Source organism: Amycolatopsis sp. (genome assembly GCF_035546795.1).
GTDB lineage: Bacteria > Actinomycetota > Actinomycetes > Mycobacteriales > Pseudonocardiaceae > Amycolatopsis_E.
This window is the reverse complement of record NZ_DASZWC010000052.1, coordinates 65,761-85,899: the sequence shown is the minus strand read 5'-3', so window position 1 is coordinate 85,899 and position 20,139 is coordinate 65,761. Positions and strand designations below refer to the sequence as shown.

Annotated in this window: 25 protein-coding genes; 7 read left to right on the top strand and 18 right to left on the bottom strand. The window is 70.4% G+C overall.

Annotated elements, in window-relative coordinates:
• The first annotated feature begins 92 nt into the window (after nt 1-92).
• Complete coding sequence (locus tag VHD82_RS27735) at nt 93-581, top strand: transcriptional regulator (protein ID WP_020422358.1); 489 nt, start codon at nt 93-95, stop codon at nt 579-581.
• A gap of 69 nt (nt 582-650) precedes the next feature.
• Here VHD82_RS27735 and nusB read toward each other — a convergent pair whose 3' ends face one another.
• The 3 genes from nusB to VHD82_RS27720 are packed head-to-tail and all read right to left on the bottom strand — an operon-like array spanning nt 651 to nt 2,801.
• The gene (gene nusB, locus VHD82_RS27730) at nt 651-1,103 is read right to left on the bottom strand and encodes a transcription antitermination factor NusB (RefSeq protein WP_325710272.1); all 453 of its coding nucleotides are present in this window, start codon (nt 1,101-1,103) and stop codon (nt 651-653) included.
• Entirely contained in the window at nt 1,100-1,663 is a 564-nt protein-coding gene (efp, locus tag VHD82_RS27725) for an elongation factor P (RefSeq protein WP_325710270.1), read from the bottom strand. Before efp ends, nusB begins: the two co-directional genes overlap by 4 nt.
• Before the next feature lie 40 nt (nt 1,664-1,703).
• Nucleotides 1,704-2,801, bottom strand: a complete 1,098-nt coding sequence (locus VHD82_RS27720; RefSeq protein ID WP_325710267.1) for a Xaa-Pro peptidase family protein — start codon at nt 2,799-2,801, stop codon at nt 1,704-1,706.
• Nucleotides 2,802-2,839: 38 nt separating this feature from the next.
• Between VHD82_RS27720 and VHD82_RS27715 the strand changes: the two genes are divergently transcribed.
• Nucleotides 2,840-3,319, top strand: coding sequence for a B-4DMT family transporter (locus VHD82_RS27715; protein ID WP_325710265.1), 480 nt, complete (start codon nt 2,840-2,842; stop codon nt 3,317-3,319).
• Between the two features lie 3 nt (nt 3,320-3,322).
• Here the strand turns inward: VHD82_RS27715 and VHD82_RS27710 are convergent, their stop codons facing one another.
• From VHD82_RS27710 to VHD82_RS27680, 7 genes are all read right to left on the bottom strand, one after another.
• Nucleotides 3,323-4,795 carry a beta-xylosidase gene (locus VHD82_RS27710; protein WP_325710262.1) on the bottom strand — a complete coding sequence of 491 codons (1,473 nt, stop codon included), beginning with the start codon at nt 4,793-4,795 and terminating at the stop codon, nt 3,323-3,325.
• A gap of 83 nt (nt 4,796-4,878) precedes the next feature.
• Nucleotides 4,879-5,796, bottom strand: a complete 918-nt coding sequence (locus VHD82_RS27705; RefSeq protein ID WP_325710259.1) for a GNAT family N-acetyltransferase — start codon at nt 5,794-5,796, stop codon at nt 4,879-4,881.
• The gene (gene aroQ, locus VHD82_RS27700; RefSeq protein ID WP_325710256.1) at nt 5,793-6,224 is read right to left on the bottom strand and encodes a type II 3-dehydroquinate dehydratase; all 432 of its coding nucleotides are present in this window, start codon (nt 6,222-6,224) and stop codon (nt 5,793-5,795) included. Before aroQ ends, VHD82_RS27705 begins: the two co-directional genes overlap by 4 nt.
• The gene (gene aroB / locus VHD82_RS27695; protein WP_325710253.1) at nt 6,221-7,330 is read right to left on the bottom strand and encodes a 3-dehydroquinate synthase; all 1,110 of its coding nucleotides are present in this window, start codon (nt 7,328-7,330) and stop codon (nt 6,221-6,223) included. Before aroB ends, aroQ begins: the two co-directional genes overlap by 4 nt.
• Nucleotides 7,327-7,836: a shikimate kinase gene (locus VHD82_RS27690; RefSeq protein ID WP_414637582.1), complete on the bottom strand. Its 510-nt coding sequence runs from the start codon at nt 7,834-7,836 to the stop codon at nt 7,327-7,329. The genes aroB and VHD82_RS27690 overlap by 4 nt, the downstream gene beginning before the upstream one ends.
• 11 nt (nt 7,837-7,847) lie before the next feature.
• Nucleotides 7,848-9,035: a chorismate synthase gene (gene aroC / locus VHD82_RS27685; RefSeq protein ID WP_325710250.1), complete on the bottom strand. Its 1,188-nt coding sequence runs from the start codon at nt 9,033-9,035 to the stop codon at nt 7,848-7,850.
• A 404-nt stretch (nt 9,036-9,439) separates the two neighbouring features.
• Nucleotides 9,440-10,072 (bottom strand): prepilin peptidase, encoded by a 633-nt coding sequence (locus VHD82_RS27680; protein WP_325710247.1) that lies wholly within the window; start codon nt 10,070-10,072, stop codon nt 9,440-9,442.
• Between the two features lie 491 nt (nt 10,073-10,563).
• Between VHD82_RS27680 and VHD82_RS27675 the strand changes: the two genes are divergently transcribed.
• Nucleotides 10,564-10,725: a hypothetical protein gene (locus VHD82_RS27675; RefSeq protein ID WP_325710244.1), complete on the top strand. Its 162-nt coding sequence runs from the start codon at nt 10,564-10,566 to the stop codon at nt 10,723-10,725.
• Between the two features lie 198 nt (nt 10,726-10,923).
• Here the strand turns inward: VHD82_RS27675 and VHD82_RS27670 are convergent, their stop codons facing one another.
• The 3 genes from VHD82_RS27670 to VHD82_RS27660 are packed head-to-tail and all read right to left on the bottom strand — an operon-like array spanning nt 10,924 to nt 12,463.
• Nucleotides 10,924-11,559: a zf-HC2 domain-containing protein gene (locus VHD82_RS27670; RefSeq protein ID WP_325710241.1), complete on the bottom strand. Its 636-nt coding sequence runs from the start codon at nt 11,557-11,559 to the stop codon at nt 10,924-10,926.
• Complete coding sequence (locus VHD82_RS27665; RefSeq protein ID WP_325710238.1) at nt 11,556-12,068, bottom strand: sigma-70 family RNA polymerase sigma factor; 513 nt, start codon at nt 12,066-12,068, stop codon at nt 11,556-11,558. Before VHD82_RS27665 ends, VHD82_RS27670 begins: the two co-directional genes overlap by 4 nt.
• Nucleotides 12,065-12,463, bottom strand: coding sequence for a hypothetical protein (locus VHD82_RS27660; protein ID WP_325710235.1), 399 nt, complete (start codon nt 12,461-12,463; stop codon nt 12,065-12,067). The genes VHD82_RS27665 and VHD82_RS27660 overlap by 4 nt, the downstream gene beginning before the upstream one ends.
• Before the next feature lie 115 nt (nt 12,464-12,578).
• Between VHD82_RS27660 and VHD82_RS27655 the strand changes: the two genes are divergently transcribed.
• Nucleotides 12,579-13,031: a Rieske (2Fe-2S) protein gene (locus VHD82_RS27655; protein ID WP_325710231.1), complete on the top strand. Its 453-nt coding sequence runs from the start codon at nt 12,579-12,581 to the stop codon at nt 13,029-13,031.
• A gap of 63 nt (nt 13,032-13,094) precedes the next feature.
• Here the strand turns inward: VHD82_RS27655 and VHD82_RS27650 are convergent, their stop codons facing one another.
• Both VHD82_RS27650 and VHD82_RS27645 read right to left on the bottom strand, forming a co-directional pair.
• Nucleotides 13,095-13,547 carry a PTS glucose transporter subunit IIA gene (locus tag VHD82_RS27650; protein ID WP_325710228.1) on the bottom strand — a complete coding sequence of 151 codons (453 nt, stop codon included), beginning with the start codon at nt 13,545-13,547 and terminating at the stop codon, nt 13,095-13,097.
• Nucleotides 13,544-13,780, bottom strand: a complete 237-nt coding sequence (locus tag VHD82_RS27645; RefSeq protein WP_325710225.1) for a PTS glucose/sucrose transporter subunit IIB — start codon at nt 13,778-13,780, stop codon at nt 13,544-13,546. The genes VHD82_RS27650 and VHD82_RS27645 overlap by 4 nt, the downstream gene beginning before the upstream one ends.
• 171 nt (nt 13,781-13,951) lie before the next feature.
• Here VHD82_RS27645 and VHD82_RS27640 point away from each other — a divergent pair, with 171 nt between their 5' ends.
• From VHD82_RS27640 to VHD82_RS27630, 3 genes are all read left to right on the top strand, one after another.
• A complete protein-coding gene (locus VHD82_RS27640; protein ID WP_325710222.1) occupies nt 13,952-14,719 on the top strand; it encodes a GntR family transcriptional regulator in 768 nt (255 codons plus the stop codon).
• Nucleotides 14,716-15,939, top strand: a complete 1,224-nt coding sequence (locus tag VHD82_RS27635) for a PTS transporter subunit EIIC (RefSeq protein ID WP_325710219.1) — start codon at nt 14,716-14,718, stop codon at nt 15,937-15,939. Before VHD82_RS27640 ends, VHD82_RS27635 begins: the two co-directional genes overlap by 4 nt.
• Nucleotides 15,940-16,001: 62 nt before the next feature.
• The gene (locus tag VHD82_RS27630) at nt 16,002-16,817 is read left to right on the top strand and encodes a serine hydrolase domain-containing protein (RefSeq protein ID WP_325710216.1); all 816 of its coding nucleotides are present in this window, start codon (nt 16,002-16,004) and stop codon (nt 16,815-16,817) included.
• Here the strand turns inward: VHD82_RS27630 and VHD82_RS27625 are convergent.
• From VHD82_RS27625 to mltG, 3 genes are read right to left on the bottom strand one after another with little or no spacing between them, the layout of a single operon-like run.
• Complete coding sequence (locus VHD82_RS27625) at nt 16,814-17,761, bottom strand: D-2-hydroxyacid dehydrogenase family protein (protein ID WP_325710213.1); 948 nt, start codon at nt 17,759-17,761, stop codon at nt 16,814-16,816. The genes VHD82_RS27630 and VHD82_RS27625 overlap by 4 nt on opposite strands.
• Nucleotides 17,762-17,780: 19 nt before the next feature.
• Nucleotides 17,781-18,611, bottom strand: coding sequence for a shikimate dehydrogenase (locus VHD82_RS27620; RefSeq protein WP_325710427.1), 831 nt, complete (start codon nt 18,609-18,611; stop codon nt 17,781-17,783).
• A 7-nt stretch (nt 18,612-18,618) separates the two neighbouring features.
• Entirely contained in the window at nt 18,619-20,037 is a 1,419-nt protein-coding gene (gene mltG / locus VHD82_RS27615) for an endolytic transglycosylase MltG (protein ID WP_325710210.1), read from the bottom strand.
• Between the last annotated feature and the right edge of the window lie 102 nt (nt 20,038-20,139).

Below are 20,139 nucleotides of genomic sequence, written 5' to 3'. Positions count from 1 at the left end.
ACAATGCGTAACCATTACTCTGAGTATTCAGCTCAGGCTATTTCCCCGGCGGTCGCCTTGACCGACTGGGCGAGGAAACGGAGAACCACCAGATGGGCGATTACGCCAAGGCGCTTGGGGCCAAGCTCCGCGGGATCCGCCAGCAGCAGGGGCTCTCCCTGCACGGGGTCGAGCAGAAGTCCGGCGGCCGCTGGAAGGCGGTCGTGGTCGGTTCCTACGAGCGGGGTGACCGTGCGGTAACCGTCCAGAAGCTGGCCGAGCTGGCCGATTTCTACGGCGTCCCGGTGGTCGAGCTGCTCCCGGAAGGCCGCGTTCCCTCGGGCGCCGAACCCGCTACCAAGATCGTCATCAACCTCGAACGGCTGCAGCAGCTGCCCGCGGAGAAGGTCGGCCCGCTGGCCCGCTACGCGGCGACCATCCAGAGCCAGCGCGGCGACTACAACGGCAAGGTGCTCTCCATCCGCACCGAGGACCTGCGGTCGCTGGCGATCATCTACGACATGACCCCCGGCGAGCTGACCGAGCAGCTCATCGACTGGGGCGTCCTGCCGCCGGAGGCGCGGCCGGCGAAAGAGGACTGAACCCCGCGCGATCCGGGAGCCCGTACGTGCGGTGCGGTACTCGTCTCCCGGCGCGCGAGTTCCGGACGGCTAGAGAACGGCGCGCAGCCGGTCGGCGATGTTGCCGATCCGGCCGAGTACGCCGTTGACGAAGCGGGGCGAGTCGTCCGTGGACAGCTCCTTGGCCAGCCCGACCGCTTCGTCGATCGCCACCGGGTCGGGCACGTCCGTGGCCCACAGCAGTTCGTAGACCCCGACGCGCAGCACGGCGAGATCGACCGGGGGCATCCGGTCCAGCGTCCAGCCCTGCGCGTGCTCGGACAGCAGTTCGTCGATGCGCTCGCGGTTCGTGGTCACGCCCTCGACGAGCGAGATCGTGTAGTCGCCGATCGGATCGACCTCGGTGGAACCGACCCGGTCCGCCAGCATGGTCACCGGATCGAGTGAGCGCTGCGCGGCCTCGTAGAGCATCTCCACGGCACGCCTGCGCAAAGCGCGGCGGCCCGGAGAGCCGCCGCGCTGTGAGGAACCGGCAGGACTCAAGACGAGATCCTGCCCAGGTAACGCCCGTCGCGGGTGTCCACCTTGACCTTCTCACCGGTGGTGACGAACAGCGGCACCTGGATCTCGGCGCCGGTCTCCAGGGTGGCCGGCTTGGTGCCACCGGTGGAACGGTCGCCCTGCAGGCCGGGGTCGGTGTGCTGGATGACCAGCTCGACCGAGGTGGGCAGCTCGACGTAGAGCGGGGTGCCTTCGTGCACCGCGACCTGGGCCTCGGTGTTCTCCAGCAGGTAGCCCGCCGCGTCACCCACCGTCTCGCTCGGGACGTTGATCTGCTCGAACGTCTCGCCGTCCATGAAGACGAAGTCGGTGCCGTCGTTGTACAGGTAGGTCATGTTCCGGCGATCGACGGTGGCGGTCTCCACCTTGGTGCCGGCGTTGAACGTCTTGTCCACCACCTTGCCGGAGAGCACGTGCTTGAGGGTGGTGCGCACGAAGGCACCGCCCTTGCCCGGCTTGACGTGCTGGAAGTTCACGACGGACCAGAGCTGTCCGTCGAGGTTGAGCACCAGGCCGTTCTTCAGGTCGTTGGTGGTGGCCACGGGTAGTCCAGTTCTCCTGTTTGTCTTCGTTGCGCGGCCGCTAGACGACCACGAGTTCCTTGCTGCTCAGGGTGAGGAGTTCGGGAGCGGCGTCCCGCACGACCAGCGTGTCCTCTATGCGCACGCCACCACGGCCGGCGAGGTAGACACCAGGCTCGACAGTGACCGTCATACCAGCGGACAGTGTAGCGTCGCCGGTCTTGGCCAGGCTGGGTGCCTCGTGTATCTCCAGTCCCACGCCGTGCCCGAGGCCGTGTGAGAACTCGTCGCCGTGCCCGGCGTCCTCGATCACCTGGCGTGCCGCCTTGTCCACGTCGGCGGCGACCGCGCCGGGCCGGACAGCCACGCTGCCTTCGGCCTGGGCGCGTCGCACCAGGTCGTAGAGCTCGCGCTGCCAGTCCGCCGGCTCCCCCAGCACCAGGGTGCGCGTCATGTCGGAATGGTAGCCGTCGACGGTGGCACCGAAATCGAGCTTGACGAAGTCGCCGGCCGTCAGCACGGTGTCGTCCGGCCGGTGGTGCGGGATGGCGGAGTTCGCGCCCGCGGCCACGATCGACTCGAACGAGCGCGCCGACGAACCGTGATCGAGCATCAGGTTCTCCAGCTCGCGGGCGACCTCGCGTTCCGTGCGGCCGGGACCGATCCCGCCGCGCGCCAGCAGATCCGCCAGCGCCCGGTCGGCCGCCGCACACGCCTGGCGCAGTGCTTCGATCTCGGTTTCGTCCTTCACCAGCCGCAGCCCCTCGATCAGACCAGGCGCGCGCCGCAGCTCGAACCCCTCGGCGAGCTTGGCGAACGCGTCGTATTGCTCGACGCTGACGTACTGGCTCTCGAAGCCCGTGCGCCCGTACTCCCGGCTGTGCTCGCTGCCGCGCCGCAGCAGCGCGGCAGCGCTCTGCCTGTCGATCACGCGCTCCAGGTCGGGGACCTCGCCCTCGGACTGCGTGGTGTACCGCCCGTCGGTGCAGAAGACGGTGCCACTGTCGCCACCGGAATGCAGCAGCAGCGCGGCGTTCGAGCCGGTGAACCCGGTCAGGTAGCGGATGTTGAGCAGGTCGGTGACCAGCAGCGCGTCCAGCTCGGCGGCGCGCACGAGGGCGCGCAGGGACTCACGGCGGGTGGCGTGGATCTCGGGCACACGCTCAGCCTACTGGCGAGTTGCCTTACAGTAGGGCAATGCGGCCCTGGTTGACGCGTGGTCTCGGCATGGCACTGTTGCACGCCGCGGCCGACACCGCCCTGGCGAAGGCGTCGGTCTACGAACCGACCGGCCTGCTCACCACCAAGATCGTCGTGATCGCGCTGCTGGTCGGCGCGGCGGCATTGTGGAGCGCGATCGACGGCCTGCTGCACCGAGAGGATCTCGGCCGCACCTGGCTCATCGCGGCCATCGTCTCCGGCCCCGTGTCGGGGATCCTGTACGTGATCGGGCGGGCGATCTTCGTCGACCAGAGCGGGACGAGCGAACTGTGGCCCGCGCTCACCGGCGGGGCCGCGTTCACCGCGCTGCTGGTGCTGGTGCCCGCCGGGCTGGGCATGATCGTGGGCCCGCGGCTGCGGCCCGCTCGGCCGGAGCCCGTTGAGGCCGCCGAGCGCCCCGCGCGCAAGCCTTCGCCGAGGCGGCGGCCCTCACCGGCGCCTCGGCACAGCAAGTAGCGTTCACTTACCCAGTTCGGGTGCTTTCGGGTAGGCCCGCCACTGCGCGGCCGTCACCGGCTGGACGGACGAGCCGTTGAGCGCTGCGATGTCTTCCGGGCGCACCGGCCACAGGTTCCCGTCGTCGAGCAGCAGCCCGAGCCCGATCCCGGCGGCTTGCACCGCACGCACCCCGGAGGCCAGGTGCGCCGAGACCGGCACCTGGTCGATAGCGGCGATCCGCTTGTCCAGCACGTGCGTGGCCAGCTGCTGGGCGACCGACCGGCGGTCGATGCGGACCACCTTGCCGCCCACCACCAGGTCCATCGTGCGCGCCGGCGAGGGCATCGCGAACCCGTCGAGGACGGCGAGCGCCCTGGCGGGTTCGGCACAGCCCGTGGCGCCGGTGATGTCGAGCCCGAAATGGCGGAGGTCGGTGGGCGCGCCCGCTTCGCCGATCGCGGTGGCGCGCAGGACGTCGACCGGCACCCGGCCGCAGGGGTCGTCGGCCGCGACCGGCGCGTGACCGGCCGGGCTGCGCACCAGCCCGGGCCCCTCCTGCCAGGCGCCCGGCAGCACGATGGGCTGGTAGGGGCTGGCGGTGAAGTCGCTGTTCCAGAACGAAATCGTGGTGCCGTCCCGGGTTTCGTGCGCGATGGCGAAGGCGTCGAGCGCGTCCACCCACTCGATGTCGGCGCTGAAGGCGTCGGCCACCGATTTGGTGCGCGGCACCCCGGTGCCCGTTGCCGAGCTGAAACCCTTGTCGCCCAACGATTCCACGTCCGTGGTGAAGGACGGGTCCTTGGCGCGCAACACGAACTGCCCGGCGCCGTTCCAGCCCGCGGCGCGGCCGGTGGTGTCGGTGAACATCAGGTAGAACCAGCCGTCCACGTACACCGCCGACGGCTGCCCGGCGCCGTACAGGTTGTCGCGATGGACGTCGTGCGAAGGGCTCACGACGGGGCCGGCGGCGCGGTTCCAGGTGACGCCGTCGGTGCTGGTGGCCAGGCCGATCGAGTTGCCGAGGGTGTGATCGCCCGCCGCGCCCGTGTAGTACAAGTAGTAGATCCCGTTGACCCGGATGACCGACGGGTCACACGTGTGCGCCCCGTCGAAATGGCCGGGATCCCCGGACAGCACCGCGGGAGGCACTCCCCCACCGGGTCCGGTGAACGGGCCGTCGAGCGAGGTGGACTCGCCGTAGAGGATGTCGTCGCCCGGCGGCAGCGCGCCGGGGTACTGGCTGCACCACCACACGCGGGCCTTGCCGCCGTCGAGCATCGCGCTCGGGCCATAGTTGTACGGCGCACCAGGCCCACCGGCGGCGACCGTGCCCGGGCTCTGGCGCGCGTTCCCGGTGGCGAGCGCGACGTCACTGGGCCTGGTGGCGGTCGGCTTCGCGCCGCCGAGGCCGCCGTCGCCTTCGGCCTGGGTCTGCGCGTTTCCGGCCGTGCAGCCCGTCAACCCGGCGACGCCGAGTAGCACGGCCAGCAGCATCGCTCCCGGCCGCCGGCGAACTCCGCGCATCAACTCGGTGACCCACTTTCCTGCCGCGTCGGTCCGGTCAGTTTAGAGAGCCGCTACCGGCCGGTGCCCGCGTTGTGCGCTACCGCGACGAGTTCGACCTCGAAGCCATCCTCGTTTTCCAGGTACGCGGCGTAGTGCTGCGGCCCTCCGGCGTGCGGGTACTTCTCGGGGAACAGCGGGCGCCAGCCGTGCTCGAGCGCGGCGGCGGACAGTTCGTCGACCCGGCTTTCGCTGCCGGCGTGCAGCGCGAGATGGTTGAGCCCCGGCGCCAACCGGTCGTGCCGGGCCGAGCTCAGAGCGGGCGATTTCTCCGCGACAACGTACGTGGCGCCGTGTTTCCAGCTGACACCGTCGCGCCACCGCTGGAACTCGCCCCAGCCGAGTTCGGTGAGCAGCCAGCCGAGGCTCGCCTCGATGCGCGCCACGTTCGGCACCCACAGCTCGACGTGGTGCAGCCTGCCGTGCACGGCGGGCAGCGCGACGAGGATCCGGTGCGTGGCGCCGTAGTGCTCGCCTTCGCCCATGTCGAGAAAACCCAAGCGCGCGGCCAGTTTCCGACTGGCCACATTGGACTCGTGGACGACCGCCCAGATCGCGGGCAGGCCCAGGGTGGCGAATCCGTGGCTCAGCAACGCTTGCGCCGCTTCGGTGGCCAGTCCCTTGCCGCCGTGGGCGGGGTCGAGGAAGTAGCCGATCTCGGCGGCCTTTCCGGGCAGCTCGGCCGACGGCCGCAGGTGGGCGAGGCCGACGACCTCGCCTTCGTGTTCCAGCACCCAGTGGCCCTGGCCTTCGGGGCCTTCGTAGGCGAGCCGCCTGCCGATCATCGCGCGGCATTGCCCGGGGTCGCTGAAGTCCGCCGCGAAGTACCGGCTCGTTTCCGGATCGGCGAAGACCCGCAGCACGGCGCCGGTGTCTTCGGCCCGCAGACCACGCAGCACGAGCCGGCTCGTGGTCAGCGTGGGAACGCTCATCCGGCGTTTTCCGCCAGCCACCGCAGGGCCAGCGGGTACCCGGGCACACCGAACCCGGCGATGACCGCGGTCGCGATGTCGGAAAGCACGCTGTGGTGCCGGAATTCCTCGCGTTTGTGCACGTTGGAGATGTGCAGTTCGATCAGCGGCGCCGTGAGCTGGGCGGCCGCGTCCCGCACCGCGATCGAGTAGTGCGTCCACGCGCCGGCGTTGAGCACCACCGGGTGCCCGCCGTCGGCGGCTTCGTGCAGCCAGCCGACCATTTCACCTTCGTGATCGGTCTGCCGTACCTCGACGTCGAGGCCCAGCTCGGTGCCGGTTTTCACGCACAGCTCGGCGAGGTCGGCGTGCGTCGTCGAGCCGTAGACCGCCGGCTCCCGCTTGCCCAGCCTGCCCAGGTTGGGGCCGTTGAAGACGAAGACCTTCACAGCAGCACGCTCCCGCTCTGGCCCGGGTTGTCCGCGGCGACCGCCGAGTACGCGGCGGCCAGCAGGGACGGGTCGGGGCCTTCCATCCTGCCCGGTTTGCCGAGCCCGTCGAGCACGACGAAGCGGAGCACCCCGGAGCGGGTTTTCTTGTCCCCGCGCATGTTCTCGAGAAGCTGCGGCAGCGCGTCGGCGTCGTAGCTGACGGGCAGGCCGAGCCGGGTCAGCACCGCGGCGTGGCGATCGGCCGTCGCGTCGTCGAGCCTGCCCGCCAGACGGGCCAGCTCGGCGGCGAAGACGAGGCCGACGCTGACGGCCGCGCCGTGCCGCCAGCGGTAGCGCTCGCGGCGTTCGATGGCGTGCCCGAGCGTGTGCCCGTAGTTGAGAATCTCCCGCAGATCCGACTCGCGCAGGTCTGCCGCGACGACGTCGGCCTTGACCTGGATCGACCGCCGGACCAGCTCGCCGAGGACGTCACCGGTCGCGTCGACCGCCGCGGCCGGGTCGGCCTCGACGAGGTCGAGAATGGCCGGGTCGGCGATGAACCCGGCCTTGACCACCTCGGCCATGCCCGCGACCAGCTCGTTGGGCGGCAGGGTTTCCAGCGTGGCCAGGTCGGCGAGGACCGCCGAGGGCTCGTGGAAGACGCCGACGAGGTTCTTGCCCGCGTCGGTGTTGATCCCGGTCTTGCCGCCGACCGCGGCGTCCACCATGCCCAGCAGCGTGGTGGGCACGTTGACCAGCCGCACCCCGCGCATCCAGGTGGCCGCGACGAACCCGGCCAGATCGGTGACCGCGCCGCCGCCGAGCCCGACCACCACGCCACGGCGGTCGAGCCCGATGCGCCCGAGGACCTCCCAGCAGAAGGCGGCGACGGTGAGCGCCTTGCCGTCCTCGGCGTCGGGGATCTCGACCCGATGCGCGTCCAGCCCGGCCGCGTTCAGCTCGTCGCGGATGGCGTCGGCCGTGGTGGTGAGCGTCGGCGGGTGGATCAGGGCGATCTTCGACGCGTCCCGGACGGTCTCGGTGAGCTCGCCCAGCAGGCCGCGGCCGATCACCACCTCGTACGGGTTGCCGGTCCTGACCGGGATCCGTACCGGGTCGGTCACTGCGTCTTCTCCAGTTTCTTGTTCAGCGCGACCGCGATGGCGGCCACGACCTCTTCGGGCGTGCGGTGGTCGGTATCGACCTCGACCGTGGCGACCTCGCGGTACACGGGCAACCGGGCTTCGAGCAGGGTGCGGTAGGTGGCGCGCGGGTTCACCCCGGCCAGCAGCGGACGCGCCGTGGAGAGGCCGACGCGCTGCACCCCGGCGGCGAAGCCGACGTTGAGGAACACCACCAGGTGCGCCTTCAGCCGCGCCCGGGTGCCCTCGGCCAGCACCGCGCCGCCGCCGACGGAGAGCACACCGTCGTACTCGGCCAGCGTCTCGGCGATGATCTCCTCTTCGAGCGCGCGGAAGGCCGGCTCGCCGTCCTCGGTGAAGATGTCGGCGATGGCACGCCCGGCCCTGGCGACGATGATGTCGTCGGAATCCCGGAATTCCATGCCCAGGTGCTTGGCCAGCAGCGGCCCGATGGTGCTCTTACCGGACCCCGGCGGCCCCGCGACCACGATGCACGGCTTCACCACCGTTCCTCCAGCGCCTTCAGGTATGCGTCGGCGTTGCGCTTGGTCTCGGCCAGCGAGTCGCCGCCGAACTTCTCCAGCGCGGCGTCGGCGACGATCAGCGCGACCACGGACTCGAGGACGACCCCGGCCCGCGGCACGGCGCAGACGTCCGAACGCTGGTGGATAGCCACCGCGGGCTCACCCGTCGCGACGTCCACTGTGGACAGTGCCTTCGGCACGGTGGAGATCGGCTTCATGGCGACCCGCACCCGCAACGGCTCGCCGTTGGTGATGCCGCCCTCCAGCCCACCGGCACGGTTCGACCTCCGGGTGACGCCGACCGGCCCGCTGCCGCGGTCGATCTCGTCGTGCGCCTGGCTGCCCCAGCGGCGGGCCGTGGTGAAACCGTCACCGACCTCGACGCCCTTCATAGCCTGCACGCCCATCAGCGCGCCCGCCAGCCTGGCGTCCAGGCGCCGGTCCCAGTGGACGTGCGAACCGAGGCCTGGCGGGAGCCCGTAGACGATCACCTCGATGACGCCACCGACCGTGTCCCCGGCCTTCCGGACCGCGTCCACCTCGGCGACCATCGCGTCGGTGCCTTCCTGGCCGAACGCGCGCACCGGGCTCTCGTCGATCGCCGCGAGATCCTGAGGCCCCGGCAGCGGCCCTTCGGGCGCCTCCGCACCGCCGATCGACACCACGTGACTGATGATCTCCGCACCGAGCAGCTGCCGCAGGAACGCCCGCGCGACCGTGCCGAGCGCCGTGCGCGACGCCGTCTCCCGCGCGCTCGCCCGCTCCAGGACGGGGCGCGCCTCGTCGAAGCCGTACTTCTGCATGCCGGGCAGGTCGGCGTGGCCGGGGCGGGGCCGGGTCAGCGGTTCGTTGCGGGCCAGGCCGGCCAGCTCCGCCGGGTCGACCGGGTCCGCGGCCATGACCTTCTCCCACTTGGGCCATTCCGCGTTGTCGATGTGGACCGCGATCGGGCCGCCCTGGGTGACGCCGTGCCGGACGCCGCCGAGAAACTCGATGTGGTCGGTCTCGAAGCCCATGCGGGGGCTCCGCCCGAACCCGAGCCGCCGCCGGGCGAGCTGCTCGCCCAGCTCAGCGGTGGTGACCTCTACGCCGGCCACCATTCCTTCCAGCACGGCCGCCAGCGCGGGCCCATGCGATTCACCAGCGGTAATCCAGCGCAACACCCGACGATCCTGTCACGTCGCCGGTCTTGCGCTGCAACTACCCGCCCAGTTCGGCCGGATCCGCCCAGCCAGGTCACGGGCCCGGCGGGGGCCGTGGACGGTTCGGGGTGCCGGGGTTCGTCATGGGTTTTGGTCCTGCCTCCTGGTTTCGGATGTTCTCCCGGGTGTTGCCCCGGGGTGGATTTGGGCGGTGGTTCCGGCGGGCGGTGACCGAGGGTGGTCGTTCACCGGGACGGGCGCGGCGGGCAGCGGATGGGAAGGCTGTGAGGTGCAGGCGCGATCCGCTCGCGGTTGGGGCTCCTTTCTCCAGTGCTGGCTTGGACTGCCCGAAGTACGCGAGGCTTGGGCCAGGGGGTGAGGGCGGCAGTCAGGATGCTCGCGGCGCGGCGGTTCACGTGGGTCGGTCAGGTGGAGGCCGTGCCTGTGGCCGGAAACAGGGAAACCAGCCATGTCGCGCCGAGTAGGCCTGGACCATGAGGGACGCCGTCGGCCCATCGGCGCGTCAGGGCGAGCAGCAAGGTCACCACGGCCGCCAGGACGGATGCGACCACGAGCGCGGCCCAGTGCACGGCGCCGAGGACCGCGCCCAGGGAGCCGGCCAGTTTGACGTCACCGGCTCCGAGGGATCGCCGGGCGAGCGCGTAGATCAACAGATGCAGACCGCCGAACACGATCGCCGCATTCAGGGCGCGAAGTCCGATCTGCGGGCTTGGGCCTGCCACCGCCGCGAGCGCGAGAACCCCGCCCAGCAACGGATACGCGGGCAGCGTGAGGACATTCGGCACTCGCTGGTAACGCAAATCCGTTGCAATCAAAGGAATCGCGAGCGCGCTCACCACTAGCGGGACCGGCAGCCACCAGGGCGGGATGGCACCGGCGAGCCATCGCCAGGCCGTGACCCCCCACAGCACGGCGGTGGCCGACGCGACCGGCCACCCCGGAACCGGGGCGGGCGAACGGGCTCTGGCCAGAATCGAGGACAACAGGAACCCGGTGCCTATTGCGGCGAGGACGAAGGCCGCGAGGATGCCCAGCACTGCCGGAACGGTTAGGGCGCAAGGAGTTGCGAGGCCGGTGGCATGGCCCGGCGCTGCCACGTCGCAGCCTCGCGCGGCGGCTTGGGCGGCTGGCAAGAGGTATCTCGAGGACATGTATTCAGCCTGGCCACCGCGTGCGGTTTGCCGCAAGAACTAATTTGCACGGTTGGTCCACTCGTGCGCTTAAACGGTGTTTCTCATTCTTGTGGGTGCTTGTGGCGGGCGATTTTCTTGGGGTTGGGGCGGGGTGAGGGCGGAAGACGCTGGGCTCGCAGGGTGGGGAGTTTTGGGCTGGCGCGGCGGACCGAGAGCAGGAGACGAGGGCCTGGGGAGCGGGGGGTGCGAGAGACGCGAGAGTCGCGCGGGCCGGACTTTGAGACCCGGACGGCCGACCGAGAGCGAAAGACGCGCAGACGGGGAAGCCAGGCAGCGGCAAGCAGGGCCCACAAAAGCTGGGATTTTGGGCTGGCGCGGCCGACCTAGAGCCAGAGATGCGAACGTCAGGCGAGCAGGCATCCGAGGGCATCGAGTGCGAGAACGGCCGCGAAGACCAGGGCGGCTACGTAGGACGCGGACTGCCCCGGGAGGGCCGGGAGCGGAACAAGAAATCCGCGCCGCGCTGGGCGGAATGGGACTGGGCGGGTGGCAGGTGAAATGGACAGGCGCGATGGGATGAGCGGAACGGGACGGTCTGGGATGAGATTCAGGGCCGGCGTCCACACAGGACAGGGACGAGCAGCCGGTACGGACGAACGCCGAAAACCGTTGACAGCAGGGCAATTCGGCGAACAACGACTGCACCCTCGGTGGACGCGCAGCAAATCCGAGAAGGCCGGACGCACCGCAAAACCTCAGGGCTGCCACCGCAACAGGGCCATCCCGGAGACCGTCCGGACCTCGAGTGACTGGATGTCGGCCGGGGCGAGGTCGGTGTCCAGGGAGATCTTGGCCGTCCGGTTGGGATCCGCCCACCACGTGGCCAGCTGCGTCTCCGAGCCGTCCCGGCGGACGGCCACCAGCAGATAGTCCGCCCCGTACTGCGCACCCTGGTATTCGCACGACATGTCCACGCGGGAGCCACCGGAAACGGCGGCGACGGCGGCCGTCGCCTGTACCGGGAACGCGCCCAGCGGGGTCATCGCCGAGCCTGGGACGCCGCTTTCGTTCGGTGGCAACAGAACCGCCGCGATCACGGCTGCCGCGGCGGCCACCGCGACACCGATGGTGGTCAGGGTGCGCCGGCGCCGGACCCGGCTCACCGAGCGCAGCATCGACGGCAACAGCCCGCCCGGCGGCTCTTCGGCCTCCACCATCTCGGGCGTCACCTGGGCCAGCAGACCCGGCAGCCCGGCCAGTTGCTGCACAGCTTCGGCGCATTCCGGGCACACCTTGAGATGCGCCTCGAAGGTAGCCCGGTCTTCGGGGGACAGGGCACCGAGGACGTACGCGGCGTCGTAGGTTTCGAACGGGTCAGCCGGCCTGCTCACTGGGTCACCCCCCTCTCCTCCAACGCGAGCCGCAATGCCCGCAACGCGTAGTGTGTCCGCGATTTCACCGTGCCGGGCGCAATTCCCAGGCGCTTGGCCGCATCCGCGACCGAGTACCCCTGGAAGAAGCACAACCCGAGCACTTCGCGGTGCGCGGCCGACAGCTCCCCCAGCGCTTCGGCCACCAGCCAGCCCTGCAGGGCACGTTCCGTCCCGTCCGGCAAGGCAAGCTCCGGTGGCGCGTCGGTGGTCACTTCCGACCGTGCCGCGGCGGAACGCCACCCATCGATCGCGATCCGCCGCGCCACGGTGAACAACCAGGCTCGCGCGGAACCCTGCGACTGGTCCAGGACCCGTGGATGCTTCCACGCTCGCAACAGGGTCTCCTGCACCAGATCCTCGGCGCGCGCCCGGTCGCCGCTGGTGAGTTTGAGCGCGTAGGACCACAGCGCCGCCGCATGATCATCGTGCAGCGCGCGCATCAACTGGTCCTCCGCGGCCTCCTTCACGCCCGGACGGCCTGCCTGCCCCGGCTGCGGCCGCGCACCTGCACGGCCAGCAGCGCGATGCCGAACACCACGCAGCCCGCTTCGGTGATCACGCCCCATACCTCCGACGCCATCCGGAACTCCTCCTGCACCCCGAACAACCCGCCGGGGGTCAGGGAGATCAGGTACGCCCCCAGGGTGACCGCGCCGAAGCCGATCGCGCCGAGCACCGGCAGCCAGTGGTGCCAGGCCAGCACGACCAGCGCCAGCACGACCCCGGCGATCACGTTGACCAGGAACAACGGCCCGATCATGTCGATGTCGGAGAACCCCTGGTTGGCCCACAGGTCGTAGTGCACCCAGGCCGAGCCCAGCAACCCCAGGACGACGAGTATCCGAAGTACCCAAGCGACCATTGGTCCACCCTCCGTCCGCTGGAAACAGTACAACCGTCCCCACGAGACGCCACCCGCTTCGGTTCAATCCTCAAGGACCTTGAACCGGTGGCGTTGCCGGATCGTGTCTAACCACATGACTGCTGAATCACCCACCCGTCGTACCGTCCTGACCACCGGAGTCGCCGTGGCCGGCGCAGCCGCCGGCACCGTCGCCCTCGCGGCCTGCGGCACCGACTCGGGTTCGTCCTCGAACTCGACCGGGGGTTCCGGAAATTCAGCCGCCAACGTGCCTGCCGGCACGGCTGTCGCGGCGTTGTCCGACATCACGGTCGGACAGGCCAAATCCGTCACGGTGAACGGTCAGGAGGCCGTTGTCTCCCGCCCCACCGAGACCACGGCCGCCTGTTTCAGCGCCATCTGCACCCACCAGGGCTGCACCGTCAAACCGGACGGGGCCGAGCTCAAATGCCCGTGCCACGGTTCGGTGTTCAACGCGCTCACCGGCGCGGTCGAGAAGGGGCCGGCGTCCACGGCGCTGCCTTCGATTCCGGTGAAGGTCGACGGGACCAATGTCGTGACCGCCTGACCACCGGCCCCGGGCCGGCGCATCTCGAGGGGACGCACCGGTCCGGGCGGCGATGAAGCCGCGTTAATCCCAGACGAACAGCTGCTCGCCGGCGGTGACCTCGCCGTCGGTGAGCAGCCCGGACAACGCCTCCGCCGCCGCGTCGAGCGCCACCACCGGCACCACCGGCGAGTAGCCCGCCGCGCGGACGGCATCGGGATCCCAGCTGATCAACGGCTGGCCCGCGCGCACGGACTCACCCTTGACCACGTGCAGGGTGAAGCCCTCGCCCTTCTGCTTCACCGTGTCGATGCCCAGGTGCACCAGCACGCCCTTGCCGTCGCCGCCGGCGATCACGAACGCGTGCGGATGCAGGGTGAGCACCGTGCCCTCGATCGGCGCGAGCGCGTCCTGCCGCCCGCCCGCCGGCTCGACCGCGACGCCGGGCCCGACCATCGCCTGCGCGAACACCGGGTCCGGCACCCCGGTCATCGGCAGTGCCTTGCCCGTCACCGGGCTCGTCACCGCCAGGCTCACATCAGGTCCTGGATGTCCTCGGCGATGGTGTCGGCCTCCGGGCCCACTACCACCTGGACCACCGAGCCCATCTTCATGACTCCCATCGCGCCCGCCTTCTTCAGCGCCGCCTCGTCCACCACCGAGCCGTCCTGAAGCTCGCACCGCAGGCGCGTGATGCAGCCTTCGATGTCGATGATGTTCCCGGCGCCCCCGAGCGCGGCGAGGATCTTTTCCGGCCTTTCGTCCGCCACGGCGGCCTCCTTCTCTCTGGTCCGAACACGAACCCGTAACGGTGGTTGACACCTCAACGGTCCGCGGAGCATTCTGCCCCATCAAGAAATGGTCTAGACCGGAACGTACCAATCTTCGGCGCCGGGGGCGAGACCCGCGGCGCCGGAACTCGAAGAAAACAGGTTGGCGACATGGCTGCTCCGAACGTCACCCCGGACCGGGTGGTGAACGGACCGACGCCGAAACACGCCCAGCTACGGGAAATCCTGCGCCGCGCGATCGAACGCGAACTGCCGCCCGGCTCGCCCATCCCGTCCGAACGCGAGCTCGCCGAACGCTACGGCGTATCGCGGCTGACCGTCCGCTCGGCCATCGGGAAACTCGTCGAGGAAGGCCTGCTGACCCGGGCTCGCGGCAAGGGCACCTTCACCGCCGCCCGCCGGATGGAACTGCAGCTGTACCTGATGTCCTTCACCGGTGACATGCGCCGCCGGGGGCTCGTGCCCACCACCGAGCTGCTGGAGAAGGACGTGCGGATCCCGCCACCGCCCAACGCGCAGGCGCTCGGCCTCGGCGCGGGACAGCCCGCGTACCGGCTGGCCCGGCTGCGCCGCGCCGACGGTGTCCCGCTCGCCGTCGAACGCGGCTGGTACCACCCCGGTCACGTGCCCGGGCTGCTCGACTTCGACCTCACGCAGTCGCTGTACGAGCAGATCGCACGCCACCACGACCTCCGCTTCGACCACGCCAGGCAGACCGTCTGGGCCGAAGCGGCGGACCGGGAAACCGCACGGCTGCTGGGCATCCGCGCCGGGGACCCGCTCCTGGTCTTCCGCCGGATCTCCACCACCAGGGGGGAACCGGCCGAGGACATCACCTCCTGGTACCGGGGCGACCGGTACCAGGTGAGCATGCAACTGGATCCGACAGTCCCCGCCGAAGACGGAGGTTTGCCGTGAGTACCACCACCGCGGAATCGACAAAGGGCAAGGGCAGGGGTGTCGCCGGGCTGCAGCGCTTCGGCCGCAGCCTGATGCTGCCCATCGCCACCCTGCCCGCCGCCGGCCTGCTCAACAGGCTCGGGCAGGACGACATGCTGGGCCGCTGGGATGCGACGAAGAAGGTCGCCGCCGTGTTCGCCGCCGCGGGAGGCGGGCTGTTCGACTGGCTCCCGCTGCTGTTCGCGGTGGGCATCGCGGTCGGCTTCGCCCGCAAGGGCGACGGTTCCACCGGCGTCGCCGCCGTCGTCGGCTTCGTCGTGTTCAACAAGGTCGTGCAGGTGTTCGCGCCGATCAGCGACCTGGAAGGGTTCAAGGAAGGCTGGTATCTGCAGCCGATCAAATGGCCCTACAGCGTGCTGGGCGGCGTGATCGTCGGCCTCGTCACGGCGGTGCTGTGGCAGCGGTTCCACCGCATCAAGCTCCCGCCGTACCTGGCGTTCTTCGGCGGCCGCCGGTTCGTGCCGATCATCAACTCGTTCGCCCTGCTCATCCTCGGCGTGATCTTCGGCCTGATCTTCCCCGCCGTGGACAGCCTCATCCAGCACATCGGCAACGGGGTCACCAGCGACGCGGTGATCGGTGGCGGGCTCTACGGCGTGCTCAACCGCGCGCTGCTGCCGATCGGCCTGCACCAGCTGATCAACGTGCCGGTGTGGTTCATCTTCAAGGGCGGCGACATCAACAACTTCTTCGCCGGCGACCCGAACGCGGGCGCGTTCACCACGGGCTTCTTCCCGATCTTCATGTTCGCCCTGCCCGCCGCGGCGCTGGCGATCTGGCGCACCGCCCGGCCGGAGCAGAAGAAGGTGGTCGGCGGGATCATGATCGCGGCGGCGTTCACCTCGTTCCTGACCGGGGTCACCGAGCCGATCGAGTTCGCGTTCATGTTCGTGGCGTGGCCGCTGTACGTGATGCACGCCGTGCTGACCGGGGTGTCGCTGGCGGTGTGCAACGCGCTGGGCATCCACCTCGGGTTCTCGTTCTCGGCGGGCGCGATCGACTTCGCGCTCAACGCGGGCGCGCCCGCGGCGTCGAAGGCGTGGCTGTTGATCCCGATCGGGCTGGTGTTCGCGGCGATCTACTACTTCGTGTTCAGCTGGGTGATCAGGAAGTGGAACCTGCGGACGCCGGGGCGCGAGGAGGAAGGCACCGAAATCACCGACAACACCGCCGTCTGAGCAGCCGCACCGGCCCCGGCCCGACATCGGGAGATGTCGGGCCGGCGTCGTAGGGTGGCGGCGTGGAAAGTCTGGGAGTGATCGGACGGTGGCCGGTGGACAACGCGGCGGCCGCGGTCGTGCTGGCGAACGGTGAACTGGCCGGCAAGGCCGGGGACGAGCAGCGGCAGTACCCGCTCGCGTCGGTGAGCAAGCTGCTGACGGCGTACACCGCGCTGATCGCGATCGAAGAAGGCGTCGTGGAGCTGGACACCCCGGCCGGGCCGGCGGGGTCGACGATCCGGCACCTGCTCGCGCACACTTCGGGGCTGGCGTTCAACGAGCACCGGCAGATGGCCGCGGCGGGCACCCGCCGGCTGTACTCGAACGCCGGGTTCGAGGAGCTGGCCGACGCGCTGGCGGAGCAGTCCGGGATCCCGTTCGCCGAATACCAGGCGGAGGCCCTGTTCGAGCCGCTGGGCATGGGGGCGACCAAGCTCGAAGGCTCCCCCGCCGCGGGCATCGTGTCCTGCCTGCGCGATCTGATCCCGTTCGCCGCCGAGCTGCAGCGGCCCACGCTGCTCGACCCTGGCACGTTCGCCGCCGCCACCGAGATCGCGTTCCCCGGCCTGAACGGGGTGCTGCCGGGATTCGGTCACCAGAAGCCCAACGACTGGGGGCTGGGCTTCGAGATCCGCGACCACAAGCGTCCACATTGGACAGGAGCACGCAGCTCACCCCGCACTTTCGGCCATTTCGGGCAATCCGGCACGTTCATGTGGGTGGACCCGGACGCGGGCGCGGCCTGCATCGCGCTGGCCGACCGCGCGTTCGGGCCGTGGGCGGCCGAGGCGTGGCCGCCTTTCACCGACGGGGTGCTGGCGGAGCTGGCCGGCTAGTCCAGGCTCATCACGCGGACGGGCTCGCCCGCCACGTACGCGGCGATGTCCTCGACCGCGTCACGGAAGAAGACCTCGTACACGTCCTTGGACACGTAGCCGATATGCGGGGTGAGCGTCGCGTTCGGCAGGCTCCGCAGCGGATGGTCCGCCGGCAACGGCTCGACATCGTAGACATCCAGGGCCGCGCCGCCGATCTCGTTGCGCCGCAGGGCATCCAGCAGCGCGGCCTCGTCGATGATCGGACCACGCGACGTGTTCACCAGCAACGCGCCCGGCTTCATCAGCGCGAGCTCGGCGGCTCCGACGAGGCCACGGGTGCGGCGGCTGAGCACCAGGTGCACCGACAGCACGTCCGCACGGCGGAACAGCTCCTCCTTCGGCACGGCCGTCACGTCGACCTCGGCCGCCCGCTCCGGGGTGAGATTCTGGCTCCACGCAATGGTTTCCATGCCGAACGCCTGCCCGACGCGCGCCACCCGGGACCCGAGCCTGCCCAGCCCGAGCAGGCCGAGCGTCCGGCCGTGCAGCGGCGTGCCCACGGTGCTCTGCCAACGTCCTTCGCGCATCGCGGGGAGCTCCACCGCGAGGTTGCGCGCCGCGGCCAGGATCAGCGCCCACGTGTGCTCGGCCGTGGGGTGCGAGAGATATCCGGTGCCGCAGACGAGGATTCCGTACTCCCCGGCCGCCTTCAGGTCGATCGCCGCGTTGCGCTGCCCCGTGCTGACCAGCAGCTTCAGGTCACCGAGACGGGCGAGCAGCTCGGCGGGAAACCGGGTGCGCTCGCGCATCGCGACGACGACCTCCGCGCCCGCCAGCCGCGCCACGAGCTCGTCCTGGTCGCCGATATGGCCGGTGAACACCTCGATCTCGGCACCGAGGGAAGCCCAGTCGGCCAGGCCGAGCGCGATGTTCTGGTAGTCGTCGAGAATCGCGATCTTCACAACGCAAGACCGTACCCGCTCAGGCCAGTGGCAGTGGCAGGACGTGACCGGTGGCCGCGCGCAGCGCGTCCCGCATCGGCTCGCGGGGCGCCGGCCTGCCGGTGAACTGCTCGACCTGGCCGAAAGCCTGGTGCAGCAACATGTCCAGCCCCGTGGCGATCCGGCCGCCGGTGGCCGCCACCGCTTCGGCCAGCGGGGTCGGCCACGGGTGGTAGATCACGTCGAGCACGCATTCGGCGCCCGCGAGTTCCCGCGCCTGATCGGCGACCGCGGCCGGGGGAACGGTGGAGACGAGCACCGAGGCGTCCGAGACGATCTTGCCGAAATCGACCTCGGCCCAGGTCAGGACCTCGGTCTCGACCCCGGCCCGATCGGCCGCGGCCAGGGTCTCCCCCGCACGGACGGGATCCCGCACCACGAGCCGGGCCCGCGACACCCCGAGCTCCGCGAACGCCACGACTGTCGCCGACGCCGTGCCCCCCGCGCCCAGGATCACGCCCGTCGAGCCCGGCGCGGCGTGGAAGCCGCCCGCCGCTCGCAGCGCGCCCGTCACGCCGTCGACATCGGTGCAGTCGGCGAACCAGCCGGAGTCCTTGCGCACCAGCGTGTTCGCGGCCCCGGCGGCGAGCGCGCGGGGCGCCGCCGCGGTGGCGAACTCGAGCGCGGCACGCTTCCCCGGCATGGTCACCGACAGCCCGGCCCACTCCGGGCCAAGGCCCGCGACGAACGCCGGCAGGCCGTCGGCGTCCATCTCGACGCGCTCGTAGCTCCAGCCCGTCAGGCCCAGCGCGGCGTACGCGGCTTCGTGCAGTACCGGCGAAAGGGAGTGCTCCACCGGTTTCCCGAGCACGGCGGCCCTAGTAGGCACCGTTCTGCCTCGCGATGTCCTTGTTGTGCTGGTGCTCCTCGATCGTCGACGCGAAGCAGGACAACCCGTTCTTGTCGCATTTGACGAAGTACAGCCAGTCACCCTGCGCCGGCTGCAGCGCGGTCTGGATCGCGTTCGCGCTCGGCGAGCCGATCGGCGTCGGCGGCAGCCCGGCGAACGTGTACGTGTTGTACACCCCGGGCCGCTGGCGGTCGGCGTCCGTCGTGGTCACGACGGGCTTGTCCAGCAGGTAGTTCACCGTGGAATCCAGCTGCAGCCGCATGTTGTCGCCGATCCGGTTGTAGATCACCCGGGAGATCTTGGCGAAGTCGGCGTTCACGCCCTCGCGCTCGATCAGCGACGCGATGATCAGGATCTGGTACGGCGTCATGTTCTGCACCTGCGAGGAAGACGCCAGCCCGGCGGACTGGATCTTCGTCGCCGAGTTCTTCAGCACGAACCCGAGCAGTTCCGACGCGTTCCAGCCGGGTTTGACGTCGTAGACGCCGGGCGCGACCAGGCCCTCGATGCGGCGGCTGTCGGTGCCCTTGCCCGCGATGCCCGCCGCCCAGCCCGGTACACCGAGCGCCGACAGGTCCGCCGTCTGCGCCTGCTTGCGCAGGTCGTCGGCGGAGACACAGGTGCTGTGCCCGTTCAAGGTCGCGCAGGAAGCCTTGGCCAGCAACGAGAACACGCCCGGGGTCACCGAGCCGTCGGGCTGGGTGATGTCGTCGAGCTGCGTCCCGGCGCGCACCTGGAGCACGCCGACGCGGGCGGCGGCCGACGTCAGCTGCGTGACCGCGGCGGCGCCGGACATCTTCGTCTTCACCACGTAGTAGCCGGGCTGCAGGCCCAGCACCTTCGAGTTGTCCTCGCTGGCCTTGACGAACGCCTTCGCGCTGGCCACCACGCCGGAGTTGAACAGTTCGGTGCCGATCGCGTTGGTCGAGTCGCCCTGGCCGATCTCGATCACGACGTCGGAGTCGCCCTGGCCGTCGTAGTCGTCGTAGCCGAAGATCGAGTCGATCCCGTACCAGGCGCCGCCGCCGATGAGCACGATCACCGCGAGCGCGGCGACCCACCGGAAGACCTTGCGGCCGCGTTTGACCTTGCGCCGCGGCGGTTCCTCGTCGTCGGCGCCGGGTGGCTCGATGTACTCGGGCTCGGCGCGTTCGTCGTCGTCCGGATAGTCGTCCTCGTAGTCCTCCTCGGCGAAGAACCCGTCCTCGCCCTCGGCGTACTCCTCGTCGGCGTAGTCGTCCTCGCCGTCGTAGTAGTAGCCGTCCTGGACCGGGATGACGTCCGTCGGCGGGTCCTCCGCCCGGCGCGGGGGACGCGGCGGCAGCTGGTTCGGCGGCGGGGCCTGGCGGCGCGGCGGCGGGGCCTGCCTGTCCTCGAACAGATCCATGCCGTGATCGGGCGCCGGCGGGCGGCGCACCGGCGGGCGCCGGGCCGGCGGCGGCTGCTGCGGGACCGGACGCGCGTGCCTCGGCGCACCGGCACGCGGCGG